This is a genomic window from Oceanicaulis sp., assembly GCF_051859625.1.
Taxonomy (GTDB): domain Bacteria; phylum Pseudomonadota; class Alphaproteobacteria; order Caulobacterales; family Maricaulaceae; genus Oceanicaulis.
The window spans coordinates 397,384-414,219 of sequence record NZ_JBHYFH010000003.1 but is presented as its reverse complement, the minus strand read 5'-3'; the positions used below and the strand labels follow the sequence as shown (position 1 = coordinate 414,219).

The following is a 16,836-nucleotide window of genomic DNA, read 5'->3' as shown; positions in this document are numbered from 1 at the left end:
CCATGCCCCCCGAACTCGCCCTTTATGTCGCTGCTGGATGCGCCTTCATCGCCGTGGCCGGCGTGGGCTTTGCGTTTGTGGGGTCCGGCGAGGAGAAAAACCGCAAGATGCGCCTGGAAGGCGCGGTTGGCGGGCCGTTGCAGGCGGGGCGTCGCCGGGTTTCGGCGGTGGACAGCGCCAACCAGAAACGGCGTCAGATCCAGGAAGGCCTCAAGGAACTTGAAGAGCGCCAGAAGGCCGAGCGCAAACAGTCGCTGACCTTGCGCGCACGTCTGGATCAGGCGGGCTTGTTGAAAACCGGGCCGATGCAGTTCTGGATCTTTTCCGCCATTCTGGGCTTCGTCGCAGCTTTCGCCGTTCTTATTGCGGGCCTGAATCCGCTGATCTCGATCGCCGCCGCCGTTATCGCCGGGCTCGGCCTGCCGCGATGGGTGCTGGGGATGATGCGCAATACGCGCCAGAAGAAATTCACCGAGAACTTCGCCGATGCGCTCGATATCATCGTGCGCGGGGTGAAGTCCGGCCTGCCGCTCAATGAGACGCTGAAGATCATCGCCCAGGAAGGCGAGGCGCCCGTGAAGCAGGAATTCCAGCTTCTGGTGGAGGGCCTCGCCGTCGGCGTGGATGTGGAAGAGGGCATGCGCCGCATGTATCGCCGCATGCCGCTGTCAGAGCTGTCCTTCTTCACCACTGTGCTGGCCATTCAGCAAAAGGCGGGCGGCAATCTCGCCGAGGCGCTCAACAACCTCTCCACCGTTTTGCGCGCGCGCAAGATGATGCGTGAGAAGGTCGGCGCGCTGTCGTCTGAAGCCAAGGCTTCCGCCTGGATCATCGGCTCCTTGCCGCCGGGCGTGGGGGTGATGGTGTCCATCATGTCGCCCGATTACATGACGCCGCTTCTGACCACGCCGACCGGGCATTTCCTGCTTCTGGGCGGCGGCGTGTGGATGCTCACCGGGATCTTGGTCATGCGCAGCATGATCAATTTCAAGATGTAGGGGGGGGCGCCATGAGTGATTTCATCAACTGGATCGTCACCCCGGCCAATCTGTTCGCGGTCATCGCCGCCGGGCTTGTGTTTGCGACCGTGTGGACGCTGTCCGCGCCGGCGTTTGGGGGCAATGACCTCAACAAGCGCATGAAAGCGGTCGCCAATCGCCGGGATGAGTTGCGGCGCAAGGCGCGTGAAGAGCTTGAGAAGTCCGCCGCCGAGAAAAAAGGCGGCCTGCGCGGCAAGGACACCCGTTCGCTCTACCGCAAGGTGGTGGAGAAGCTCAATCTCGCAACCTTGCTGGAAGACGCCAATCTGAAGACCAAGCTGGTTCAGGCCGGCTATCGCGGTCAGGGGCCGGTCTACGCCTTCTATTTCGCCCGCTTCGCCATTCCGCCCGTATTGGGCCTGATCGGCTTTTTCTATCTGTGGGTGGTCAATGATTTCGGCTTGCCGCTGATGCAGCGCCTGACCGTGGTGATGGGGCTGGCGGTGCTGGGCTATTATGCGCCGGGCATCTACCTGTCCAACAAGGCCGCCAAGCGGCGCGACTCCATCATGCAGGCCTTCCCGGACTCGCTCGATCTGCTGCTGATTTGCGTTGAGGCGGGCATGTCCATCGAAGCGGCCCTGCACAAGGTCGCGGCCGAAATCGGCACCAATTCGATGGAATTGGCCGAGGAATTGTCCCTGACCAACGCCGAGCTGGCCTATCTGCAGGACCGGCGGATGGCGTTTGAAAATCTGGGCAAGCGCACCAATCACGCTGGGGTGAAGGCGGTGGCGACCGCCCTGATCCAGGCGGAGCGTTACGGCACGCCGCTGGGGCAGGCGCTGCGGGTCATGGCCAAGGAAAACCGCGACATGCGCATGAGCAATGCGGAAAAGAAAGCGGCGGCCCTGCCGGCCAAGCTGACCGTGCCGATGATCCTGTTTTTCCTGCCGGTTCTGTTTGTCGTGATCATTGGCCCCGCCGCGATCAGTTTTCAAAACATGTAAGCCTCGCTAGGCTGCGGTCTGCGCTATGGGTTAAAACCGGGCGTCGCGTTCAGAGGGAGCCGTCAAGGCATGTTTGGTGGTGAAAAGGCTGTGGCCAAGCGTCGGGAGGCGATTCGGATCGCCGACCAGGCGGCGGAACACGCCCTGGACGCGCTGGCTGAAGGCGATCTGAATCGCGCGCGTGAGGAATTGGCGGCGGTTCCCCGCAAGCTCAAATTCGCTGATGGCGGCTGGAAACCGGCTCTGGCCTCCGCTGTGGTGGACCTCGCCAGCGGCAAGCGCCGGGCCGGCAACGCCAAGCTTCTGGAAGTCTGCGCGGGCCTTGATGAGACCTCTCTGACCAAGGACGACAAGGGCTATCTACGCCTGTATGCGCTCTATCGCGCCATTGAAGCGTCCAAGGACGGACGGGCGCCGGTGGAGCTGCGGGCTGAAGCGGAGAATTTCCGCTTTGATCAGATCATGGTCAGCCAGTCACTCAAGACCCGGTTTCCGCTGAAAAAAGTCGAAGACGTGCAGACCGCCCCGCCGCCCATGGCGCCGCCGCCTGATGTGGGCGAGGTCTAGAGCGGTTTTTCCGCCAGCGTGGCGATGTAAAGCGGTGTGAGAGCGTCGATGGCGAGGTCGGCGCCCGGCCAGTTGTCTTCATACAGGTCGATCAGGCGAAGACCGGCCCGCATCTGGCCGCCCATCAAGGCGTCGATGCTGTGGCTGAATTCGTCCACCCCAAGCGCCTGTGCGCGCTCGCGCAGCTCGGGGCTGGTGCTGTCATAGGGCAGGGCGAAACGCGCCTGTAACCGGTCCGCGCCGGGCGTGTCATGGTCGAACAGGAAAAACAGCGGGTTGATGAAGCCGGTCATGAACCGTCCGCCGGGGCGCAACACTCTGGCGACTTCGCGCCATACGGGCTCCACATCGGCGACAAAGCAGACTGAACACGGGTTCACCACAAGATCAAAGCTGGCGTCGGCAAAGCGCGACAGGTCGGCCATGTCGCCTTGCTCCAGACGCAGGTCCAGACCCTCGCGCTCTGCGACCAGCCGGTCCTTGCCCAGCTGGCCTTCCGACAGATCGAACACGGTCACAGGCGCGCCGGCCGCAGCCAGCACCGGCGCTTGCTGACCGCCTGACCCCGCGAGAGCGAGCAGTTGCACGTGTTTGAGATCGGACGGGAACCAGGCGCGCGGAACGGCCTTTTCCGGCGTCAGGACGATCGACCAGTCGCCTGCGCGCGCGCGAGCGATGGTGTCGGCGTCCACCGGTGCGCTCCAGCGCTCTTCATCGGCGGCTTGCTTGTTCCAGTAAGCGGCGCTGCGCTCAAGGGTGTCAGAGCCCATGACGCCTAGCCGCCCAGCGCTTCAGAGCCTCGCAGCTGCTCCCAGCTTCGCGGGCTGCTCATCAGGGCGCGGATGTATTCAAGATTGGCGTCCGCCATTTCCGGCGTGGAATCGATCAGGGCGATCTCTCGCGCTTCATCAAACCGGCCTTGCAGCGCCAGCGCCATGGCGAGATTCTGGCGCACTTCCGGGCCCGCCGTCACGTTTTGCATCGCCTGCCGCAGAACCGTCTCGGCGCGTTCGGGTTCGCCGCCCAGCAAGTAGGACAGCGCCAGATTGTTCATGATCGCAGGCTCGCCAGGAGCGAGGCCCAGGGCTTCCTGGAAGCGTGCGCGAGCCTGGTCAGGCCGGCCGCTCTGGTCGAGCGCCACGCCAAGCGTGTTGATCAGACGCCAGTCCGGATCGCCTGAATTGAGCGCCCGCATCAGGTATTCCACCGCTTGCGCGCCGCGTCCGTCCGCGGTCAGCGCCATGCCGTAGGCGCTCAGAAGCTCTTGATCTGCCGGATAAAGCGCCAGCGCCTGCCGCGCGACTTCCGCGGCGCGCTGGCTGGATCCCAGCTGGCGCAAAACGTCTGACAATTCATAGGCCGCTTCACGGTCGCCGGGATTGAGCTCATAGGCCTCCGCCCAGAACGCCGCCTGGGTCAGAAGGTCCTGATTGTGGATCGCCTCGCGCTCAGCCGCGGTGGCGGGCGCGATGGAGCGTCCCTGCAGGGTTTCGCTCAGCTCGGCTTCCTGTTCGGTGGGTTGCAGCTCGGCATGGGTGGCGCAGCCGGACAGGGCGATCAGGCTGGCGGTGATCCACAGCGCGGCGATTGCAGGAGACAGGCGGGCCATGCTCTACCTTTTTGACGTCAGGCTATATGCATCCAAATGTATGGAATAAGAGTGCCCGTGAGCCGGTCAAGAAGTCGTTAACGTTTCCGCCGTGTTCACCTTTGGCGCCTGACGCCTGCAAGACCTGAGTGATTGAAAGAGTTAGCATGACCGACCTTTTCGCCTCGCCTTCAGATTTCGCCCGCACGGCGCGTCTGGTTACGGCTTCTGATCTGGATTCCGAGCTGTCTCGCTTGAGCGATTCAAGCGCCGCCCATGCGCGCGCCAGCGGGTTTGAAGCCGGACCGGGACAGGTGGTCATGTTGCCGGGCGAGGCGGGGCTCGACGCGCTGGTCGGCGCGGGCTCTGGTCAGTCGCCTTTTGACGCCGCGGGCGCGGCCTTGGCCCTGCCGGAAGGCGACTGGGCCTATGACGGCTTGCCTGAGGGCTGGGACGCCACCCAGACCGCCATCGCCTTTGCGCTCGGCGGCTATCAGTTCACCCGCTACAAATCTCCGAAACGCGCCCCGGCGCGACTGGTGACGGCGCAAGATTGCGATGTGGCCGAGGCCGAGCGAGTCGCCAAAGGCGTCATGCTGACGCGTGATCTGATCAACACGCCGGCGGGCGACATGCTGCCCTCGCATCTGGAAGCCGAGGCGCGCAAGCTGGCTGACGCGCATGGCGCGTCGGTCACCGTCACCACCGGCGACGCTCTGCTGGAGCACAACTATCCCATGATCCATGCGGTGGGCCGCGCTGCGACGGACGCGCCGCGCCTGATCGAGTTTGAATGGGGCGATGAGAGCCATCCGCGTCTGGCGCTGGTGGGCAAGGGCGTGTGCTTTGATTCCGGCGGTCTCGACATCAAACCCGCCGACGGCATGCTGTTGATGAAAAAGGATATGGGCGGCTCCGCCACGGTGCTGGGCCTCGCCTCCATGATCATGGACGCCAAGCTGCCGGTGCGCCTGCATGTGCTGATCCCGGCGGTGGAGAACGCCATTTCTGGCAATGCGTTCCGCCCCGGCGACATCCTGACCAGCCGCAAGGGCCTGACCGTCGAGGTGGGCAATACCGATGCGGAGGGGCGTCTGGTGCTGGCGGACGCCATCACTAAGGCATGCGAATCCGATCCCGAGCTGCTGATCGACATGGCGACGCTGACCGGCGCCGCGCGTGTGGCGATGGGGCCGGACGTGGCGCCGTTCTACACTGATGTGGACGCGATTGCTGAGGGTGTGGCCGCGGCGGGTGAATCCGTTGACGACCCGGTCTGGCGTCTGCCCTTGTGGAACCGCTATGACGAATGGCTCGACAGCCCGATCGCCGATCTCAGCTCCACCGGCTCGGGCCGTTTCGCCGGTTCGATCACCGCAGGATTGTTCCTGCGCCGGTTCGGATCGGACGCGAAAGAATGGGCGCATTTCGACATTTTCGGCTGGACGCCGGCGGCGCGCCCCGGGCGTCCGCAGGGCGGTGAAATGCTGGCGGGCCGGGCGGTTTACACCTATCTCAGAACCCGGTTTCACGGCTAGGATCGGCTTATGACGGACGCCGCCCTCTCTTCGACGCCGTACCAGGTGATCGCCAGCGCAACGCCGTTGCGGCGTTCTCCGTCGCGCGATGGCGCGCGGGAGACGCAAATGCTGGCTGGAGAGGTGTTTCATGTGCAAAGCCGGGTGGACGGCTGGGCGCAAGGCGTCGCGGCGCTCGACGGTTATGAAGGCTGGGTGAAGCTGGAGGCGCTGGCCGAACCGGCGCTGATCCCCACCCACACCGTCAAAACCCTGCGCACCTATGTCTATGCCGAACCGGAGATGAAAAGCGAACCGCTGGCTCTGGTCTCCATGAACGCCAAGATCGTCGGCGCCCGGCGTGAAGGCCGTTTCATCGAGGCGCAACGCATGGGCTGGGTGCTGGAAAGCCATTTGCGGGCGGTGGGCGAAGAGGTCGAACCTGACTGGGTCGCCGTCGCCGAACGCTTTGAAGGCACGCCCTATCTGTGGGGCGGCAAGGAAAGCCTGGGGCTGGATTGTTCCGGCCTGATCCAGACCGCCATGGAGGCGGCGGGGCGCTTCATTCCGCGCGATTCCGGTCCGCAGGAAGCCTGGGCGAAAGCCAATGGCCGGGCCGTCGAGCTGACCGAGGATTTCAGCGGACTTGAGCGCGGCGATCTGGTGTTCTGGCCAGGCCATGTGGGCGTGATGACGGACCCTGAAACCCTGTTGCACGCCAATGGTCACCATATGATGACGGTGACAGAGACTCTGGCGCGCGCTGCAAAGCGGATCGCCTTCAATTACGCGCCCCTGAACGGTGTTTATCGCCTGGGCTAGGGCTTCGTTTATCCTGTTGATTAAAGCTTGATCAAATCGCGTGTGTCATAGTCCGTGCTGTTTCTTCCAGAACAGTGTGGATGAAGGAGACGTCTTTGCTCGGCAAAGTGAAACTGGGTGATGAACCGGGGCGTCTTGCGGCGTTGCATCGGTATCAGGTTCTGGACACGGGTCCGGAACGTCCGTTTGAGACCATCGTCTCCTTGATCGAGGACATTCTGGAGACGCCGATCTGTGCGGTGACTCTGCTGGACGCCGACCGGCAATGGTTCAAGGCGCGTCGCGGCGTGAGCGTGTGTGAAAGCGCGCGGGACACCGCGTTTTGCAACTACACCATCCAGCAGACCGATCCGCTGATCGTGGCGGATGCGGCTGCGGATCCGCGCTTCGCCGATAATCCCCTGGTCACCGGGGAACCGCACATCAGGGCCTATGCCGGCGTGCCGCTTGTGTCGCCGGACGGGTATCAGATCGGGACGTTGTGCGCGATCGAGACCAAGCCGCGCGACTTCGCCGACCATGAAATCAAGCTGCTCACCAAATTCGCCAAGCTGGTGGTGGATGAACTTGAATTGCGCCTCCAGGCCGGCACTGACTCCCTGACCGGGGTGATGTCGCGCCGCTACTGGATGATGACGGTCGAAGAAGAGATCCAGCGTGCGGCGCGCAACGCCAATCTTCTGTCGATCGCCTTGTTTGACATCGACAAGTTCAAGCGCATCAACGACACCCATGGCCACGCCTTCGGTGACCTTGTGATCAAGAGCGTGGTCAACGCCTGCCTCGACCATGTTCGGGCCGGGTCCAGGCTGGGCCGGCTGGGGGGCGAGGAATTCGTGCTCCTGTTCACCGAATGCGCGCTTGATCAGGCCGTGGTCGCCGCCGAGCGATGCCGACGCGCCATTGAGGCCATCCGCCTGACCGCGCCCAATGGCGACGAGGTGCGCGTCACCGCCAGCTTCGGCGTCGCGCCGCTTTTCTCTTACGCGCTGTCGCCGGACGATCTGATCGAACTGGCGGACCGGGCGCTTTACCGGGCCAAGGAAGCGGGCCGGAACCGGCTGGAAGTGGGTCAGGTGGCCGCCAATATCTATCCAGACAGCGCCTGATCAAACGAGCGCTTTGGCCAGATAGGGCAGGCTGACATCCATGCGGTAATCAATGCCGGAATGGGTGTCGGGAAACTCTTCATAGCGGTGATTCACGCCCAGCTCGGTCAGGCGCCGGGTCAGCCGTCGCGCGCCATAGACCAGGTCGTACTGGTCCACATCGCCGCAATCGATGAACAACGCCTTGAGCGAATTCAGGCCCGCATGATGGGTTTCCACCAGGGTCAGCGGATCCCAGGCCAGCCAGTTTGACCACAAATCCTCAAGGCGTTCGCAGGTGTCGAGCGTGACCGGCAGGCGCACGCCGAAGGGCTGGCTGGGATCGGGATCATAGGTCGCCGCCATCGCAAACGTCATCAGGGCGTGAATATCGTCGCCTTTTGGCTTTTCACTGGTTTCCAGCTGATGGATGAACGCCTCCACCGAGCCATACTTGGCGAGGGCGCGCAGGGCTGCGGGAAAATCGCGCGCATAACACAGCTCGAAATCCATATCGCCGGAATGGCACGCGGCCGCGGCCCAGAAATCATTATGCTTCAGGGCGTGGACGATCGCGCCATAGCCGCCCGAGCTTTTGCCGAACACGCCGCGCTTGCCCGCGCCGCCGCATTTGAACTGAGCTTCCACGGCGGGGACAAACTCGGTGATCAGGACGTCTTCCCACGGCCCCATGGCCGAGGAGTTCACATATTGATTGCCGCCCAGGCGGGTGAAGCAGTCGGGAAACGCGACGACCACCGGGGGCAAGACGCCGTCGCCGATCAGACGGTCCAGGCGCTCGGGCACGTTCTCGCCGAAATTCTTCCACGCCGTATGAGACAGGCCGGAGCCTGTATAGCCGGTCAGGTCCACCAGCAGCGGCAGGCCCGCCCCGTCATGGCCATGCGGCGCATAGACGTCGATCTCCCGCGCGGTGGGATCGCCCAGCAGATTGTCCTGCAACAGTTCGGACTGGACCTTAATCCGGGTCAGGGTTCCGGCGGGATGGGTGGTGCGACGGGTCATGAGGGCTCCTGGGTTGGAGCGCCATGACAGGCGGGTTGGCCGCCAAGATCAAGTGGGGTTTCAGGCTCTATCGTTGATGAATTCCCGGGCGAGCGTAGCGAAGACCCGGGAGCTCTCTCCACGTATGGCGCTTTATCCTGATGGAGGCCCCGGCTCAGCGCTGCGCTTGGCCGGGGTTTCATCCCTATGAGTGTCATTCGCCGGTTTATCCGGCGAACCCATGCCGTGACCTGTGATCGAAACAACCGGAATGGATCGGCCGGACAAGCCGTCCGAAGACATGTTGAGGGGGCTGTTCTGAATTCTCTTTCCCGGCGAAGGCCGGGATCCAGAGATCGCAGGCGCTACACATCTGTTCGAGGAGGCGCCTCAATCAGGATTTTGTCCCGTATAGGGTTCCGAAATACACCGCCGTGCCTATGCCTGCTCCGACTGTAAGAGCGAAAACGCCAGTGACCCAGTCGAGGCTTGTGTAATTCAAAGCCACAAAGAGAAGGCACATACAGATTCCCACCGGAATGGCGCGCTTTAGCGCGATGGCCTTGTCCTTGCGAAACGCTTCTTCTTCTTCTTCGGGTGTCATGGTTCTGGATCCTAAGCCGGACGTCGTGAGCGGAAGGCGGCTGTCAGCGTGCCGTCATCGAGATAATCAAGCTCGCCGCCCACCGGCACGCCGCGCGCCAGCGAGGTGATGTCCACGCTCGCTTCGGCCAGCTTGTCGGCGAGGAAATGGGCGGTGGTCTGCCCGTCCACCGTGGCGTTGAGCGCCAGGATGATTTCCTTGACGTCCTCGCGGCCCGCCCGCTCGATCAGCCCCGCCACGTTGAGGTCTTCAGGGCCGACGCCGTCGAGTGCGGAGAGCACGCCCCCCAGCACATGATAGCGGCCGCGAAAGGCGCTGGCGCGTTCCAGCGCCCACAGATCGCCCACGGTCTCCACCACGCAGATGACGCTGTCATCGCGGCGAGGATCGCTGCACACCGCGCACGGATCGGTGACGTCAAGATTGCCGCAGGTCGAGCAGGCGCTGATCTTCTCCGCCGCCTCGGCCAGAGCGTCGGCCAGCGGCATCATCAATTGCTCGCGCTTTTGCAACAAGGACAGCGAGGCGCGCCGCGCGGAGCGCGGCCCTAGCCCGGGCAGCTTGGAGAGGAGCTGGATCAAACGCTCGATTTCAGGACCAGCGGACATGGGCGCCTCGACGCAGGGAATCACTGTTGTGAGAGTAGGGCGGTCCGACAGGCGCACCAAGCGAAACGCTGAGGGGGATTGAAAGCCGTGCGTTTCCCCTCTCCCCCTTGAACAAGGGGGAGAGGTCGGGTGAGGGGGTACGTCTCAATCTGTGAGATTTGAGCCAGACAAACCGCCGCTCACCCCTCACCTAACCTCTCCCCTCGAGGAGGGGAGAGGGATAAGTTCGGCGCGTGAATACGGCCCTAAAACGGTCCCGGTTTCGTCCCGAACGGCAGGTCGATTCCCGGCGGCAGGCCCATGCCCTTGGTGGCGTCGCTCATGGCGTCGGCCTGGGCCTTGTCGGCCTTGCGCTTGGCGTCGTTATGGGCGGCCTTGATCAGGTCTTCGAGCATCCCGGGGTCTTCGGGATCGATGACGGATTTGTCGATCTGAAGCCCGCGCATCTCGCCTTTGGCGGTCAGGGTCAGCTTGACCAGGCCGGCGCCGGCTTCGCCGGTCACTTCCAGCGTGTCCAGGCGCTCCTGGGCTTCGGCCATCTTGGCCTGCATTTCCTGGGCTTTCTTCATCAGCCCGCCAAGGTCTTTCATCGCGAGTTCTCCTGCCGCGCAGCGTTGTCGTCATCTTCTGATGTGGGGAGCTCCGGCGCGTCGTCAACGGTGATGATCTCTGCGCCCGGAAACAGGGTCAGCGCCTTGATCATGGCCGGGTCACGCCGGATCGCGTCCATGCGTTCTTCATGCAGGCGCGCACGGCGCTCGGCGATGGTCTCGCCGCCCTTGGATTTGGGCTTTGAATCCACCAGCCAGCGTTCGCCGGTCTGCTCTTGCAAGAAGGCGGCGATGCGGCCGCCCAGATTGCTGGGCGCGTTTTCGGTGGGTTCAAAGACAATGGCGCCGGGCTTCATCGACACCGGACGAAAGCAGCGCTCCACATCGAGCTTCAGCCCGATATCGCGCGCGGCGTCGATCATCACCATCATCGCGTCGAGATCTTTGGGACCGATAGGCTCGGGCTCCGGCTCAGGAGCGTGAGCGGCGTGCGGTCCGGACGGCGCCTCGCCCCCCGGACCGGTCTTAGGGTTTGCTCCATCGCCTGACGGGGCGATCCCGGCGAGCAGGCGGGCGGCGTCTTCAGGGCTCGGCAGGCTGGCCGCCGCCATCAGACGGATGACCGCCATTTCCGCCGCCGAGACCGGATCGGGCGCATTGCGCACATCATCAAGCCCGGTCAGCGTGGTCTTCCACAGCCGTCCCAGAGAGGCGAGGGAATGGGCCTCGGCCAGTTTCGCCAGTCGGTCGACCGTTTCCTGCGCCTCGCCCAGATCCGCGTCCGGCCCCGCCGCCTTGATGCGGCTGACTGCGTGCAGATGATCCAGAAGATCGCGCATCAGAACCTGCGGGTCGGCGCCTGAGTCATACTGGTGGCGCAGCTCGTCGAGCGCATCCTTGGCGCGGTTTTCAAGGGCGGCTTCCAGAAGGTCCAGCACACGCGAGCGGTCGGCGAGGCCGAGCATGTCGCGGATCTGCTGGGCGGTGACGGTTTCGCCGGTGTCGGCCTGCACGATCGCCTGATCGAGAAGCGACAACGCATCACGCACCGAGCCTTCGGCGGCGCGGGCGATGGCGGCCAGGCCGTCGCGGTCGACGCGGGTGTTCTCTTTGTCGCAGATGCGCGCCAGATGATCGGTCAGAACCTCGCGGTCCACGCGCTTGAGGTCAAACCGCTGGCAGCGCGACAGCACCGTCACGGGCACCTTGCGGATCTCGGTGGTGGCGAAGATGAACTTCACATGCTCGGGCGGTTCCTCGAGCGTTTTCAGAAGCGCGTTGAAAGCCGAGGTGGACAGCATGTGCACCTCGTCAATGATGTAGACCTTGTAGCGCGCGCTGACCGGCGCATAGCGCACCCCGTCGAGAATTTCGCGAATGTCGGAAATGCCGGTGCGGGACGCGGCGTCCATCTCCATCACGTCCACATGAGCCGAGCGCGCAATGGCGTCGCAATGCCGGCCCGGCGGGGTGAGACTGATGGAGGGCTGGTGAACGCTGTCTGTGTCGTAATTGAGCGCGCGCGCGATCAGGCGCGCCGTGGTGGTTTTGCCCACTCCGCGCACGCCGGTCATCATATAGGCGTGGGCGATCCGGCCCGAGGCGAACGCATTGGTCAGCGTGCGCACCATCGGCTCCTGGCCGATCAGGTCGTCAAAGGTCTGGGGGCGATATTTGCGCGCCAGCACCTGATAGCCGGGATCATCCTTGGGCGCTTCAGGCTCGAGGCCGGGCAGGGCCGGGCCGTTATAGGCCTCTGTCGCGTCAGATAGAGGCGCGTCGGAGTTGGGATCATCCATCAAGGAAAGAGTCCTTCGCGCGGGCCGCGCGCCCAGGGGTCCGGGCGCTGCGGAAGATAAACTGACGCGGAAGACGGCGGAAGACCGGACGGCGACCCGAACCGAAACTCGTTACGGCTGCTTCCTTCCGGACCTGACCGGGTTGGCGAGGGGCTCGTCCGCCGCCGGCCTTCCTGTCTGCAATATCGCGATTGAAGCGGGCAAACGCAAGACGCGCGGGCAGATGTCCACAGCTTGCCGGAATTTCACTTTTCATCCATGCCCGACTGCGCTCGACTGGACGGCTCTGGCGGAGAACGGGCGTTCAGATCCGTCGCCGGCCAGAGTTGGTTGAAAGAAGAAGACACGAAAGACGGTCAAGATGAGCCTGAAGACATGTGTATTCGCCCTTAGCGTGAGCGTGGGGCTGAGCCTGCCGGCCCTGGCGCAGCAAGACGCCCCCTATGTACAATCAGTGGACGCTCACCGGTTCGCCGCGCTTTTTGACGCGCATGACGGCGCGATTGATGCAGAAACCTTGCAGGCGGAGTATCTCGACGGCGCCGGGCGAGGCGTGGAGGTGTTCACGCCCAGCCGTATCCAGAACGCTGATAATCTGGCCCGCGCTGTGGCCGAGGATCCTGAAGCGTATCGCCGGGGAATCGAGGTCTGCCTGCCCATCGCGGATTCGATGAACGCCGAGCTGCAAGAGACCTACGCCGCCATGCAGCCGCTGTTTCCCGGTTATGACCTGCCGGAAATCCATGTGGTCTTCGGCGCGGGCAATTCGGGCGGCACCGCGGCGTCTGACGCCCTGGTGCTCGGGCTCGAAGTGATTTGCCGTGTTGGGGAGGAGGAAGCGGATATCCGAGACATCTTCCGCTTCTTCTTCGCCCATGAGGCGGTTCACGCCCTGCAGAGCCAGAACATGGACGCCTATGCGCGTGACCCGCTGTTGTACATGTCGCTTCTGGAAGGGCAGGCGGACTATGTGTCCTTGATGGTGACCGGGCAGGTCCCCACCCAGAGCCGGCATGACTGGGCGGTGGAGAATGAGGACTGGCTCTGGCCGGAATTCGCGCAGGATCGCCGCATTCTCAAGGCGGCCGCAGAGGCGGGCGCGAGTTTCGGAAACCTGCCGCCGGAGGCCGCCACGGCGCTGAGCCGCTGGCACGCCAATGCCGGGCGCGCGCCGGACGGCTGGCCTTATGAGCTGGGCTATTGGATGGGACGTCAGATCGTGGCCGATTATGTCGCAAGCTCAGAGACTCCCGATCAGGCCCTGATCGACCTTCTCGATATTAGCGACCCTGTCAGGGTGCTTCGCCAGACCCGGTATTACGATCAGGCGGGCGCCGACGCCCGATAGGGCGATGACGCGGAAAGGCTTGGGCGATTTGCGCCCTTGCCATCTGCGCGTGCGGCATATCATCATGACCCCGGGAACGGGGTTTGATGATGGCGGAAACGCTGCTTGATTTCATGGCGCTAAGCGCTGACGCGACAAGCGTCGACGCGTTGTGCCGCCTGTTTGAGCAATATGCCGAAACGCTCGGGGTTGAAGCGATCGGCTATCAGATTCTGCCCAGCCCGTTTGAGGCGTCCGACGCCGACAACCAATTTGAGTACAACACTTTTCCTGATCTGATGAAGGACGCTTATCTCAGCGAGCGTCTGTTCGAGCATGATCCGGTGACCAGCCGGGCGGCGATGGCGCTGCACCCTCAATTCTGGTTCGAGGTTGAACAGACCACGCCGATCACCCGGTATAGCCAGCGCATTTTTGACTTGTTGCGTGAGAGCGGGTTTGTGGACGGGCTGACCTCGCCCATTTTCGGTCCCGCCGGTCTCGCCGCCTATGTGGCGTGCGGCCGCTTCAGCGGACCCTTTGAATTGTCAGAGATGGATTGCCGATGCCTCCAACATGCCTGCAATGAGCTGTATGTGCATACGCTCAAGCTGCAGAAGCGCAAGGCGCTGACGCCGCCCAATCTGTCCGAGCGCGAAGTGGAGGTGCTGCACTGGCTGGCGCGCGGCAAAAGCAATGCGGTGATCGCGGATATTCTGGGAATCTCGCCTCACACTATTGATACGGTCATGCGGCGCGCCTTCACGAAGCTGGGGGCTTCAAACCGGATCGCAGCTGTGCTTAAAGCGCTAAGGACAGGTTTGATAACGCTTTAAGTTGTCGCGCTGAGACGCCTTCGCGCCAATAAGGCGAGAATGTGTATCGAATAGGGCTGTCACGCCCCTATTGGTCCCTGAATTACGCGACGTGACCTCCAGTCAGATATGACTATACCCGCGCATCCGGCGATTGAACGCCGTTCAACCTGTATCGGAGTGTGTGTGTGAACGATCACGAGTTCATCCAATTTGTCTTTGAACAACTCAAGCAGATGAAATCGGAGGGCGAAAACCCTGATCTGGCGCACCTCATGCCGGCTGTCAGTGCGCAAAAGGCCAGTGATTGGGACAGCATCGCCATGAAACTGGCGATCTGGCGCTGGGCCCGGATCCGTGCGCAAGGCGAGGCCGAGCGTGAGATGAGCCTGTCCGACCGTCTAGTCTATTCCGCCTTCCGCGACGCTGTGAAACTCAGCGGACGCGAAGGTCTGGCCGCGCAAGCGGACTATGACAATGATTTCTACGCGGACCTGATCAGCTCGGCCGCCTAGACACGGTCTGAGCTGCGCTCCAGCGCTTCGCGCAGGAAAGCGGCGTGCTGATCGAGAACCGCGATCAAGCCGACATCGCCGCCTTGCGCCACCAGCCGGTCAATCCAGATATCGACGACGCGCGCCTGACTGTCGAGCCAATCGGTGACGGAGGGTGCGGTCGGGATCCGGTGGGCGTTTGAAAACTCCAGAACGGCGCTGGTCATGGCGACTCTCCTATTTGCGAACCATTCTCATTCTTAAGAGTGGCGCCGGACTTGTCCAGCCCTGAAATGGGCCGCGGCGATCCTGTCGCAGTTCAGGGCGCCTCGCTTTGGGGAATGGACTCGATGTCGCCGTTCTGAGCGTTCTGGATCTCAAACTCCTGTTCAAGCGCGGTGTCGCGCCCCCTGGCCATCAGCACGATGACCGCGCCCGCCATGCCGGCGGCCAGCGCGACGCAACAGCGCCTGAGCGCGGTCTGGTTTGACGCGCATTAGGCGCAAAATACAAAACGGGCGCGGCCAGCTGGCCGCGCCCGTTCATGTGTCGACCGTGCGGATCGCTTAGAAGCGGCGCACATAGCCGATGGAGAACGCGTCGGCGTCGCCGTCGCCGTCATACTCATAGCGGGTGTAGTCCAGACGCACGGCGTTCGGGCCGGAGACTGTCCATTCCAGACCGCCGCCGAACGCGAACGCGTCAGAGCTGTCTTCAAACTGGGCGCTGGCGATGGAGGCGTCCAGCTCGTGATAGGCGTAGCCCAGGCGGCCATAGACAGAGACTTGCTCGGCCAGCGGGTATTGCGCCTTGGCGAAGATGCCGAGGCCATAATCAAGGCCGATATCGCCGGGCACGCCGCCGATGGTGACGTCTTCGTCTTCGAGGCCGACCAGCAGTTCACCTTCAACGCCGAAATATTCGGTGATGTCGTAGCCGCCGCGCACATTGATCACGTCGAGCTCAACATCGGAGGCGTCAAAATAGGTGTAGCCGGCGCCCAGATGCCATTTGGAGTCTTGAGCGGAAGCGCCGCCAGCGATCAGCAGGGCGGCGGCGGTGGAGAGGAGGATCGTCTTTTGCATGGTTTTTGTCTTTCTGTGACGCTTTTGATCGCGGTTCGTAGCCCAGCCCGCGCCTATAGCTGCGCTTCGGAACCAGGTCTTACAAGACGCGAGCTGATGCTGAAAATGCGTGAAAATACGCAGTGTTGCACTTAGGCGACGCACTATGGCCAAGCGGTGGCGAAGCATGGCGAGGCCGTGACGAAACCCCGTCGGAATTCCGTCACGGCGAACTCGCGTTAACGCTTCGGCAAGGCTTAGGCGGCGGCCGACTTGGTCCAGGTTTGCGGCTTGAACGCGTCATCAACCGGGGTCTCGGCGATGTGGTTGGCGTAGTTGGAGATGGTCTTCAGCGCGGTGGCGGTGATCACGTCGAAAATGTTCGCCTTGGTGAAGCCAGCGTCCAGGAACGCCTTGATGTCGGCTTCGCTGGCGTAGCCGCGTTCTTGCACCATGGTGCGGGCGAAGCGCGCCAGCGCGTCCAGACGCGCATCCGGCAGGGCCGCGCCAGAGCGCAGGGCGTCCAGGGTCGCCGCATCGACGCCAGCGCCGCCGGCCAGCGTGGAGTGAGCCGCCATGCAGTAATGGCAGGTGTTCTCATAGGACACGGCCAGAAGCACGATCTGGCGCTCGGCCGGGGTCAGGCTGGTCTTGTCCACAATGCCCGCGAGGGTGAGATAGGCTTCGGCGGCGGCGGGGCTTTCCGCCAGCGTGCCAAGAAGGTTCGGCACGAAGCCGAAGGCGCCTTTGGCGGTGCTCAGAACCGGGCGGGCGGCTTCGGGGGCGTTGGTTTCGTCGTACAGGTTAAACTCGGTCATGGGATGCTCCATCGGGGGGACAGCGTCGCGATGTGCGGCGCTGGTCGGTGTGACGATGGGCAGGTAAGCGAGGCTGCGGTCGTGCGAAACCCCGTGAGCGATCAACACGTTTTCACAGAAAAGCGAGGGGTCCGAGGCTCTGTTTCGGGCTGGCGTTCCCGCGGCGATGCGCGCTAGAA

20 protein-coding genes and 1 other RNA gene are annotated in these 16,836 nt (G+C 63.3%); 9 read left to right on the top strand and 12 right to left on the bottom strand.

The window, feature by feature from the left end; genetic code table 11:
• Window positions 1-2 precede the first annotated feature (2 nt).
• From ACTIGF_RS15245 to ACTIGF_RS15235, 3 genes are all read left to right on the top strand, one after another.
• Window positions 3-998 carry a type II secretion system F family protein gene (locus tag ACTIGF_RS15245; RefSeq protein ID WP_439637678.1) on the top strand — a complete coding sequence of 332 codons (996 nt, stop codon included), beginning with the start codon at window positions 3-5 and terminating at the stop codon, window positions 996-998.
• An 11-nt stretch (window positions 999-1,009) separates the two neighbouring features.
• Window positions 1,010-1,990: a type II secretion system F family protein gene (locus ACTIGF_RS15240; RefSeq protein WP_273145906.1), complete on the top strand. Its 981-nt coding sequence runs from the start codon at window positions 1,010-1,012 to the stop codon at window positions 1,988-1,990.
• A 69-nt stretch (window positions 1,991-2,059) separates the two neighbouring features.
• Entirely contained in the window at window positions 2,060-2,557 is a 498-nt protein-coding gene (locus ACTIGF_RS15235) for a hypothetical protein (RefSeq protein ID WP_439637677.1), read from the top strand.
• Here the strand turns inward: ACTIGF_RS15235 and ACTIGF_RS15230 are convergent.
• Both ACTIGF_RS15230 and ACTIGF_RS15225 read right to left on the bottom strand, forming a co-directional pair.
• Entirely contained in the window at window positions 2,554-3,327 is a 774-nt protein-coding gene (locus ACTIGF_RS15230; protein ID WP_439637676.1) for a class I SAM-dependent methyltransferase, read from the bottom strand. The two genes, ACTIGF_RS15235 and ACTIGF_RS15230, sit on opposite strands and share 4 nt — an antisense overlap.
• 5 nt (window positions 3,328-3,332) lie before the next feature.
• Window positions 3,333-4,166: a tetratricopeptide repeat protein gene (locus ACTIGF_RS15225; protein ID WP_439637675.1), complete on the bottom strand. Its 834-nt coding sequence runs from the start codon at window positions 4,164-4,166 to the stop codon at window positions 3,333-3,335.
• Window positions 4,167-4,312: 146 nt separating this feature from the next.
• On the opposite strand from ACTIGF_RS15225, the gene ACTIGF_RS15220 reads away from it, so the two are divergent.
• The 3 genes from ACTIGF_RS15220 to ACTIGF_RS15210 all read left to right on the top strand — a co-directional run bounded on the left by ACTIGF_RS15220 (window position 4,313) and on the right by ACTIGF_RS15210 (window position 7,593).
• Window positions 4,313-5,683, top strand: coding sequence for a leucyl aminopeptidase family protein (locus ACTIGF_RS15220; protein WP_439637674.1), 1,371 nt, complete (start codon window positions 4,313-4,315; stop codon window positions 5,681-5,683).
• Window positions 5,684-5,692: 9 nt separating this feature from the next.
• Window positions 5,693-6,484, top strand: a complete 792-nt coding sequence (locus ACTIGF_RS15215) for a C40 family peptidase (protein WP_439637673.1) — start codon at window positions 5,693-5,695, stop codon at window positions 6,482-6,484.
• A gap of 80 nt (window positions 6,485-6,564) precedes the next feature.
• Window positions 6,565-7,593 (top strand): sensor domain-containing diguanylate cyclase, encoded by a 1,029-nt coding sequence (locus ACTIGF_RS15210; RefSeq protein ID WP_439637672.1) that lies wholly within the window; start codon window positions 6,565-6,567, stop codon window positions 7,591-7,593.
• Here the strand turns inward: ACTIGF_RS15210 and ACTIGF_RS15205 are convergent, their stop codons facing one another.
• The 6 genes from ACTIGF_RS15205 to ffs all read right to left on the bottom strand — a co-directional run bounded on the left by ACTIGF_RS15205 (window position 7,594) and on the right by ffs (window position 12,312).
• Complete coding sequence (locus ACTIGF_RS15205) at window positions 7,594-8,598, bottom strand: alpha/beta hydrolase (protein ID WP_439637671.1); 1,005 nt, start codon at window positions 8,596-8,598, stop codon at window positions 7,594-7,596.
• 373 nt (window positions 8,599-8,971) lie between these two features.
• Entirely contained in the window at window positions 8,972-9,181 is a 210-nt protein-coding gene (locus ACTIGF_RS15200; protein ID WP_439637670.1) for a hypothetical protein, read from the bottom strand.
• A gap of 11 nt (window positions 9,182-9,192) precedes the next feature.
• Entirely contained in the window at window positions 9,193-9,789 is a 597-nt protein-coding gene (gene recR, locus ACTIGF_RS15195; protein WP_439637669.1) for a recombination mediator RecR, read from the bottom strand.
• A 245-nt stretch (window positions 9,790-10,034) separates the two neighbouring features.
• Window positions 10,035-10,379, bottom strand: coding sequence for a YbaB/EbfC family nucleoid-associated protein (locus ACTIGF_RS15190; RefSeq protein ID WP_439637668.1), 345 nt, complete (start codon window positions 10,377-10,379; stop codon window positions 10,035-10,037).
• Window positions 10,376-12,139, bottom strand: coding sequence for a DNA polymerase III subunit gamma/tau (locus tag ACTIGF_RS15185; protein WP_439637667.1), 1,764 nt, complete (start codon window positions 12,137-12,139; stop codon window positions 10,376-10,378). The genes ACTIGF_RS15190 and ACTIGF_RS15185 overlap by 4 nt, the downstream gene beginning before the upstream one ends.
• 76 nt (window positions 12,140-12,215) lie before the next feature.
• An RNA gene (ffs, locus tag ACTIGF_RS15180) (signal recognition particle sRNA small type) lies at window positions 12,216-12,312 on the bottom strand.
• A gap of 188 nt (window positions 12,313-12,500) precedes the next feature.
• On the opposite strand from ffs, the gene ACTIGF_RS15175 reads away from it, so the two are divergent.
• The 3 genes from ACTIGF_RS15175 (at window position 12,501) to ACTIGF_RS15165 (ending at window position 14,796) form a co-directional block, all read left to right on the top strand.
• On the top strand, window positions 12,501-13,487 hold the full coding sequence (locus ACTIGF_RS15175; RefSeq protein WP_439637666.1) for a hypothetical protein: 987 nt from the start codon (window positions 12,501-12,503) through the stop codon (window positions 13,485-13,487).
• 86 nt (window positions 13,488-13,573) lie between these two features.
• Window positions 13,574-14,302: a helix-turn-helix transcriptional regulator gene (locus tag ACTIGF_RS15170; protein ID WP_439637665.1), complete on the top strand. Its 729-nt coding sequence runs from the start codon at window positions 13,574-13,576 to the stop codon at window positions 14,300-14,302.
• A 167-nt stretch (window positions 14,303-14,469) separates the two neighbouring features.
• On the top strand, window positions 14,470-14,796 hold the full coding sequence (locus tag ACTIGF_RS15165) for a hypothetical protein (RefSeq protein WP_439637664.1): 327 nt from the start codon (window positions 14,470-14,472) through the stop codon (window positions 14,794-14,796).
• Here ACTIGF_RS15165 and ACTIGF_RS15160 read toward each other — a convergent pair.
• From ACTIGF_RS15160 to ACTIGF_RS15145, 4 genes are all read right to left on the bottom strand, one after another.
• Window positions 14,793-15,002, bottom strand: a complete 210-nt coding sequence (locus ACTIGF_RS15160) for a hypothetical protein (protein WP_439637663.1) — start codon at window positions 15,000-15,002, stop codon at window positions 14,793-14,795. The two genes, ACTIGF_RS15165 and ACTIGF_RS15160, sit on opposite strands and share 4 nt — an antisense overlap.
• 92 nt (window positions 15,003-15,094) lie before the next feature.
• A complete protein-coding gene (locus tag ACTIGF_RS15155) occupies window positions 15,095-15,217 on the bottom strand; it encodes a hypothetical protein (protein ID WP_439637662.1) in 123 nt (40 codons plus the stop codon).
• 124 nt (window positions 15,218-15,341) lie between these two features.
• Complete coding sequence (locus ACTIGF_RS15150) at window positions 15,342-15,860, bottom strand: porin family protein (protein WP_439637661.1); 519 nt, start codon at window positions 15,858-15,860, stop codon at window positions 15,342-15,344.
• 236 nt (window positions 15,861-16,096) lie between these two features.
• Entirely contained in the window at window positions 16,097-16,657 is a 561-nt protein-coding gene (locus ACTIGF_RS15145; protein WP_439637660.1) for a carboxymuconolactone decarboxylase family protein, read from the bottom strand.
• Window positions 16,658-16,836: the final 179 nt, after the last annotated feature.